General features: G+C 58.3%; 5 protein-coding genes. 1 reads left to right on the plus strand and 4 read right to left on the minus strand.

Features of this window, described 5'->3' with window-relative positions; all coding sequences use genetic code 11:
* Nucleotides 1-339 precede the first annotated feature (339 nt).
* From ACT8II_RS08435 to ACT8II_RS08450, 4 genes are all read right to left on the minus strand, one after another.
* Nucleotides 340-759, minus strand: coding sequence for a YjdF family protein (locus ACT8II_RS08435; RefSeq protein ID WP_118328337.1), 420 nt, complete (start codon nt 757-759; stop codon nt 340-342).
* A 533-nt stretch (nt 760-1292) separates the two neighbouring features.
* Nucleotides 1293-2255 carry an Abi family protein gene (locus ACT8II_RS08440; protein WP_443813770.1) on the minus strand — a complete coding sequence of 321 codons (963 nt, stop codon included), beginning with the start codon at nt 2253-2255 and terminating at the stop codon, nt 1293-1295.
* 674 nt (nt 2256-2929) lie between these two features.
* The gene (gene abc-f / locus ACT8II_RS08445) at nt 2930-4399 is read right to left on the minus strand and encodes a ribosomal protection-like ABC-F family protein (protein ID WP_443813772.1); all 1470 of its coding nucleotides are present in this window, start codon (nt 4397-4399) and stop codon (nt 2930-2932) included.
* A gap of 259 nt (nt 4400-4658) precedes the next feature.
* Nucleotides 4659-5945, minus strand: a complete 1287-nt coding sequence (locus ACT8II_RS08450) for an MFS transporter (RefSeq protein ID WP_349125059.1) — start codon at nt 5943-5945, stop codon at nt 4659-4661.
* Nucleotides 5946-6779: 834 nt separating this feature from the next.
* On the opposite strand from ACT8II_RS08450, the gene ACT8II_RS08455 reads away from it, so the two are divergent.
* Complete coding sequence (locus ACT8II_RS08455; protein WP_157966984.1) at nt 6780-6947, plus strand: hypothetical protein; 168 nt, start codon at nt 6780-6782, stop codon at nt 6945-6947.
* Nucleotides 6948-7280 lie beyond the last annotated feature (333 nt).

Here is a 7280-nt window from a genome sequence, read left to right on the forward strand (position 1 = left end):
TCATCGACGGCAACACCAAGCGCATTGTCTCCGAGTGCCAGGCGTACCTCGACCGCTACGAGCGCGAGGGAAGGCCCCACTTCGCCGTCGACATCGACCGTATCGTGGGGCTGCTGGAGGGCGAGAAGTAGGGCACTTCGGCTCAGTCTCGAGCCATGTGGAGTCGCTCCGCATTTTTGAACGCCGCGTGTGCGTCCCAAATACTTGAGAAACAAGCTGTGAAGTGCAGTGGCTCGCCCGTGCCCGTGCATAGCCGTCACCTTTAGCGTCTACGCGGCGTCGGCTTCAAGTGGAACTGGCCCCACTGCTGTATATGGTTTGCCTTGCTGCACATGGCGATCAATGCCCACGATGCTTCTGCTTGCGCTTCAGCTTTCGCTGCTCGAAGCGCGCCTCCGCCTCATCCGCGCGACGCTGGCTTCTTGCTCGAGCCGACTCCCGCTTCATCGCTTCCCGCTGTGCTGCGAGCGCCTGTTGTGCCTTGGTGCTCACCGCGGGCCGCTTAAGGGCTTTCGCTGCCTCGCGAGCGCGTCGCTTGGGATTCTTCGCGGGCTTGCTTGTTTCCGTGGCCTCGTCGCCGAAGAACGTGAGCTTCGCCCATTTGCTTGTAATGAATTGCAGGATTTCCTCGTTGGACGGCTCTGTGCCGAAGACGATGCGGGCGACGCCGTATCTGCCGTCCTCGACATGCTCCGCCAGCCCGACCCAGAATTGGCCGTCGTGATATACGGTCAGGGTGGACGACGCGCTGATCTGCATGGCTGGTTCCTCCTTTATGTAGATGACCATGCAGAGAAGGGACAACCAAGGAGGCAGGTTACTGATGCGGACTCCCGCACGCCCACGACTACCCGACGGGGACTGTGTTTTCATCTCTGGTGCCCGCATTGTAGCACGCGCGGATTTACGGTGTTGATTGCCGGCGCCTAGACGGGGATGAAGGCGGTTCGATCCAGGTCAAGCCGGTCGCCCGTTCATGAAGCGGCCGATGGCCGCGTTCATGAACGGGCGTCTGATTCCCTGAAAAATAATAGACACCCATGAGGACACCTACAGGCTATCTTCGAACTACTTGGTTTGGGGCAGACGGAGGAAAAAAATAGGGCAGAACCGCTCTCACGATCCCGCCCCGCAAACCCGAGGGTTTCTAACTGGCTCCATTATTCCGGGCCTCTCAGTTCTGTCATTGACCCAGGTATCACCCGTCTCCTATAGCGAGTGAATATAAAAATAGGGCAGAGTCGCTTGCGCAAGTCCGCCCCTAAAACCGTGAAGGTTTTGCTATCTGCAGGCTATTCTACCAACCCGAGCGATTCTGTCAACCTGCGAAGGAACTCGAGCGCGGAGCGAGCTGCGGCGTCGGGCCCCTTGTCGGGCAGCGCCTCGGTTCCGCCGTCGGCCCTGGCGAACATCTCGGCGAGCTCGGATGCGGCGCGCGAGCGCGAGGAGCCCTCGGGTACCAAGCCGGAGTGCGCCACGAGCACGGTCGCGACCTCCTGCATGGCCGTGTTCCCCATCCACTTCCTCCTGGTCGCCTTGGGAATTCCCACGGCGGCGACCCTTCGGGAGACGCCGCTGGACGCCGAGCCCCGGGCGGCGCCCCTCTCGGCGAAGCAGTTGATCAGGCACGAGCCGTGCGCGGCGCAGTTGCGGATGGACTTCACGCGCTTGAGGTCGTAGTGGGAGGCCTCGAGGCGCCTGTCGCCCCATCGCCTGGCGCAGAAGCGCACGAAGTCGATGAGGGTGCCGAACGAGGTGAGCTCAAGGAAGGCCCAGGCGGGCATGTGGCCGGAGTACTTCGCGTAGAGGCTCGAGCTGTAGGGGCTGCGGCCGCTCATCTTGAGCTCGCGCAGGCGGTACTCCCTGTTTGCAGTGGTAAGCGATGCCATGTAGTCGGCCACGATGGCGTAGCCGTCCTCTCCGCGGTCCTCCATCTCGCGAAGCAGTGTCACCTTCTGGAAATGCTCGATGTCGAGCGTCATGCCGAGCAGGGCGTGGCGCAGCTCCTGGTCGAGCGCCGCGAGCAGGCGCAGCTGGCCGAAGTCGAGGTCTACGTAGCGGCCGTCGCGCGGGCCTCCCTCGTATTTCGAGAAGAGTTTGCGGTAGGATGCGAGCTTGAAGAAGTTGCACTTGTCGCGCAGGTAGTCCGCGGCCTCTTCCTCGGAACACAGCTCGAAGGCTACGCCCTTCTGCTTGAGGTGCTCTATCTGCTGCTCGATCGTGAGGATCGGCTTCCTATCGTGGGGTTCGGCCATGCTCGGTCTCCTGTCATAAAAAGTATTGCCTATTTTACCAGCATGTTCTCGACATTCGATGGAGGCCTCATCGTCGACTCATGGGCAAGCCGCCTGATACGACTCCCTTTCCCTGTCAGCAGCGCAGTCGCCTGACCTGCGGCTTTGGAATCGCGTTGGAAGCCGCCCGCGACCAATCATTTGCAGTTGTTGCGAGTGGCTTGCGCGTGATGCTGCGGTTGAGTTTCAGAAACGGGCGATTCCGCCCAATCGGGCACCCGAATCACGGCCGGAAGCTCCTTTGGGACAAAAACAAAAACTCAATGCCCTGAGTTTGGAAAAAGTTTTTGAGGTTGTCCCAACTTTTGTCCCCGAAGCCGACGAAACGCGACATCGCGGCATTCGGCGGCACGCGTTCCATGTCGATGCCGAAAACTGGATGCAACTGGAATGACGGGACGACAGAACCAAAGCCATCGAGTGGGAGTAGGACGACAGGGTTCTGACCTGCGATTTTGAGTGCCGCACTATGCCGCTGAGTTTCGTTTCGTACGAGAGTCATGACAAAGCCACCAGCGACGGAGATGAGTAAAAGCGATTAAAGAGCCTCCGTTCCCTGCGTTGGGACGGAGGCTCTTTCTTTGCCGTTTTACTCCCTTGTCTCCGTTCGGGGATTATTTCCTGCTCATTTAGGGTTATTCGCGCTGAAAGATTTTGACTAGCTTGGTGTCCTTTATTTCGTAAATAATGTCTGCGACGTTCTCGACCAGCCTCTTATCGTGGGAGACGAACACTATCGTTCCGGCATAGGCGCTCATCATCTGCTCGAGGGCTTCGGCGCTCTTGATGTCCAGGTAATTTCCAGGCTCGTCCATGAGCAAGATGTTGTATCTGCCCAGCAGCATCTTCGCGAGCAGCAGCTTGATGACTTCGCCTCCCGAGAGAACGCCAACGTCCTTTGCCAGGTCACGCGGTCCGATTCCCATAGAGGCGAGGACGCTTCGGATTTCGGTCATGCTGTACTCGCAACCATCCTGCATGAACGAGATCGCAGACTGACGGGCGTCGAACTTGTAGCCTGTTTGCTCGAAGTAACCGATCTCTGCCTTGGGAGAGATGTTGATACCGTCGGCGCGTCGAGCGATTGCCTTCAGCAAGCTGGTCTTTCCTGTACCGTTGCCACCGGTGATGGCCACTTTGGCACCGAGCGGTATCTCGAATTTCGCGTGGTCATAGAGCACGCAGTTGCCGAAGCTCAAGCTGAAATCATCTGCCGAGATGGGAAATTTGCTGTGCAGTTCCAGGGCCTTGCTCTGGCGGAAGCGCACGGCGCGAATGCTATCTGGGGCCTCGATCCCTTCGAGCGCTTCGAGGCGCTTCTCCATGTTCTTAGCTGCCTGATGCATTTTCTTCTGCTTGGTGCCGGTTGTTTTCTGATGCCCCAAGCGACCTGCATACTCGTTGCTTTTTTTCGCACCCTTCCGCTTGGCGTCGACCTGCCGTGCTTTTTTCCGCTGTTTTTCGATGGCGGCTTCGAGGCGATCGCGCTCGCGCATCGCCTCTTCGTATCGAGTCGCCTGAGCTTTGCGCTCTTCTTCTTTCTGTCGCAGATAGTCGGAGTAGTCACCCCAGAATTCGGAAATACCGCCGTCTTTGAGCTCCCAGATCTTGTCTACCACCTGGTCGAGAAAATGACGGTCATGGCTCACGATGAGCAGGGCCCCATCAAATGCCTTGAGCTGTCCGACGAGAAGGCGGATGCCGTCTTGGTCGAGGTGGCTCGTAGGCTCGTCGGCGAAGATCGCGCTTGCATGCTGGGAGAGCGCAGAGGCAATCTTGGCGCGTGTTTCCTCCCCGCCGCTCATCGTCTCCTGCGCCACTTCGGCGACGTTGAGACGGGAGAGCATCTCGCCGTTGTCCTGAGCCGCATCAAGGTCGAGTTCGTCGAGCTGGCCGATGAGGGCAATGCTGCCGAAGCGCCTGACGTCGGCGTCCGCAATGGTTAGATTGCCGCTCAGGATTTTTAGCAGGCTGGTTTTGCCTGCACCGTTGTCTCCTACCAAGCCGATGCGATCGTAGGGGTAGATTTCCAATTCTTCGATGTCCAGAATATCGCGGCCGGCATATTCCAAAAAGATGTCTTTAGCTTTGACTATGAGTTCCATAAGTTGAACCACCTTTTGTGTATTGTCGTTTTCTGGAAGCGCAGCCATGCCAATAAAGAATCGCTCACGTCGATTTTTCGCCTTTGCCCGATTGCCGGCGTGAGCGTTTTGGCCTTGCGCAAGCCGGCAAATCCGAAAATGATAGTTGGCGGCGAATAAGGAGCGCGATGTGGGATGTCGGCGCAATACCTCGTCGTCGCAAGGGCTTGAAGGCTGACGCGCGAACCGATGGCTGCCGCCTCTTTTTCGAATGCTTGGGCTATTGAATCTGCCCGGTATTTCTTTTCCCCACGTTTCGTACACTTGGAGCGAGAAGCATCGCCATCGCAAGCAGTACCATGGTCGCTCCAGAGCCGACGAACCACAACGGAGCTCCGAGCAGGTCCGCAAAAACGGAGGGGGCTGCGAGGCCCATGGGCATGGCCCACGCCATAATGGTTCCATAGAGACCAAAAACGCGGCCTAGGTACTCAGGAGGTATCTGCTCCTGCATAAGGGCAGTCTGGGTTCCTGCGTACAGCGGGGAGCATGCGCCCATAAGAAAGCTCGCCGGTAGGAAAGCGGCGAACAGCGACGGGCCGAGCAATCCGGATGCGATTGCGACGACGCCGAAGCCGGCGATTGCGGCGACCATGGTGAGCGACCTATTGCGGAACCCTCCCGTGGCCGCCAAAATGCCGGACCCAGCCAGCATGCCTGCGGAGAAAAGGACCTCCACCAAAGCAGCATCCCCCGTGCTACCGCCAAAATGTCCCAAGGTCATTATTGGGAACAATGCCGCGAGTGGGGAGAACGCGAAAGCGAAGACGAACCCGCACCAAAGAATGGCGAACAGCCCCCTGTATCCCCTGATCAGCTTGTAGCCGTCCGAAATCTCAGAGAAAAGTTCTCGAACTTTATTGGAAAAGGACGAGCTGCGGTCGGCTTCGTCGAGTCCTCCTGCGTCTATCTGAGCGGCGAGGACAGCTAGAGAAGCGAAAAGCGCCCCCAGCACGTCGAGGGCAATCATGGCGGTAATGCCCGCCACAGGATAAATCACTGCCGCGAGCGCGGCGCCAAGAATGTATCCGGCGGACTGAATCGCTTGCATCACTCCCGATAGGCGAACGAGATGCTCTGGCGGGGCGAGATGGGGCGTGAGGGATTGGGAGGCCGGCGTGTAGAACGAAGTGCCAGCTGCGCGGAGAAACAGGGCGATGAGTATTGACCACGCAGGTAAGCTGCCGGCCAACGAGGCAATCGCCAAGGCGGCGCCCACCGCGGCAACGAAGAGGTCGGCGCCGATGAGAACACGCTTCAAAGGCAGTCTGTCGACAACGGCGCCCGCAAGGACTCCGAACAAAGCAATCGGCAGAAAGCCTGCTAACGATGCCAGGGAGAGGAGGGAAGATGATCCTGTCGTGAGGGCGATATGCCAAATGAGACCCATTTGGAGAATCGAGCTCGTCAATGTCGACACGAGCTCCCCGCCCCATACGAAACAAATCTTAAATTGCCATGAATGGCACAGCGAAACAGACCTGCGCCGAGAGGTTTCAAACATCATGGTTATGTCCAATCGTGGAATGGCGTGCAAAACAGCGCGACGCCATAACAGCGCCGCTTTTTAGGCGCTCATCCACGTGCGGAAAAGACCAACCACGACACCCCTCCTTCGCTGACTCAGTTCGGCAAACCACGCAATTTTAAGGAGGCTGAAGCTCGTTTGTCAAGGATTGCCTGTCGGCAAGGACAATCCTTTCTGGCCATTCGATCCCTTTTGTATCTTTGGTTGCGTAGGTGACCCGCCAGGGCTATTACGCGTGGAAGAGGCGCCTGCCGAGCTGGCCGATGAGGCGCTGAAGATGGCCCTGGTCAGGCGAAACGATCCCAAGGGATGCGTACATCATTCGGATAGTAAGAATGTTGCCAGCAGGTTTTGCGGCAACCGCAAAGGAGCCGTATCCTGCAGCTGGAATCACGTTGCAGCATCCTGACCCGCATTCCGATTGGCGGACGGCCCGCTTCGGCATCCTGACCAGCACAGCGATCGAGCCTTGTCATTCCTTGGATATGCCGGTTGCTCGGGGCGGTCCCGACGGAGGCCCTCGCCTCCCCGGTCCGTGACCCAAGAAGGGCAAGCATGCTGATCTGCATGGCTGGTTCCTCCTTTATGTAGACGACCATGCAAAGAAGGGACAACCGAGGAGGCAGGTTACTGATGCGGGCTCCCGCACGCCCATGACTACCCGACGGGCTTTTTTTCATCTCCGATGCCCGCATTGCAGCATGAACGAATGTGCCTCGACATCTCTGCTGGCATGGTACGACTGGGATCGCACCTCGACGCATCCTTGCGCATACTGCCTTCCAGGTTTCGAAACCGGGAAGGAGAGTGTATGTGAGCGACGATATCGGCGCCGATTCGACGCTCGAGAGGGAGATTGCGCCGATTCTATCCATCGGGGATGCATTCCCGAAGATTCTCATCACTCGCACGAGGCATGAGCCCCATACCCGGGAGGGCGTGCTCGTGCTGAATTTCGCGAGGTGGCTGCTTGGCGGGTAGGGTTCTGAACGTCGCATTGGGATATCGCGCGACAGGGCACGCAGGGCTGTTTGTGCCCGCACGGGAAACGCCGTCGCCATGCGGGCGGCCTGTCGTGTCCGATTAGCCTTTTGCTAAACAGGCTTACGCCAACTCATGGGCAAGCCACCTGAGACTACTCACTTTGTTCACGAATGGCGAAGACCTGCGACCTGGGGTTTGCAAATGGCGCGCAAGCCACCCGCGTTAATTCACTTGCGATTGCAGCTGGCGGCTTGCAGGCAAAAGGGCGGTTGAGTTTGAACTGCCTCCCATTTCTTGGACTGGAAAATAAAGTCCTCGAGATGGGAGGTT

It is taken from the genome of Collinsella sp., assembly GCF_052346665.1.
Lineage (GTDB): Bacteria > Actinomycetota > Coriobacteriia > Coriobacteriales > Coriobacteriaceae > Collinsella.

Coding starts and splice junctions, on each gene's coding strand:
- ACT8II_RS08435 (WP_118328337.1), bottom strand. CDS start 759: ATGCAGATCAGCGCGTCGTCCACCCTGACCGTATATCACGACGGCCAA.
- ACT8II_RS08440 (WP_443813770.1), bottom strand. CDS start 2,255: ATGGCCGAACCCCACGATAGGAAGCCGATCCTCACGATCGAGCAGCAG.
- abc-f (WP_443813772.1), bottom strand. CDS start 4,399: ATGGAACTCATAGTCAAAGCTAAAGACATCTTTTTGGAATATGCCGGC.
- ACT8II_RS08450 (WP_349125059.1), bottom strand. CDS start 5,945: ATGATGTTTGAAACCTCTCGGCGCAGGTCTGTTTCGCTGTGCCATTCA.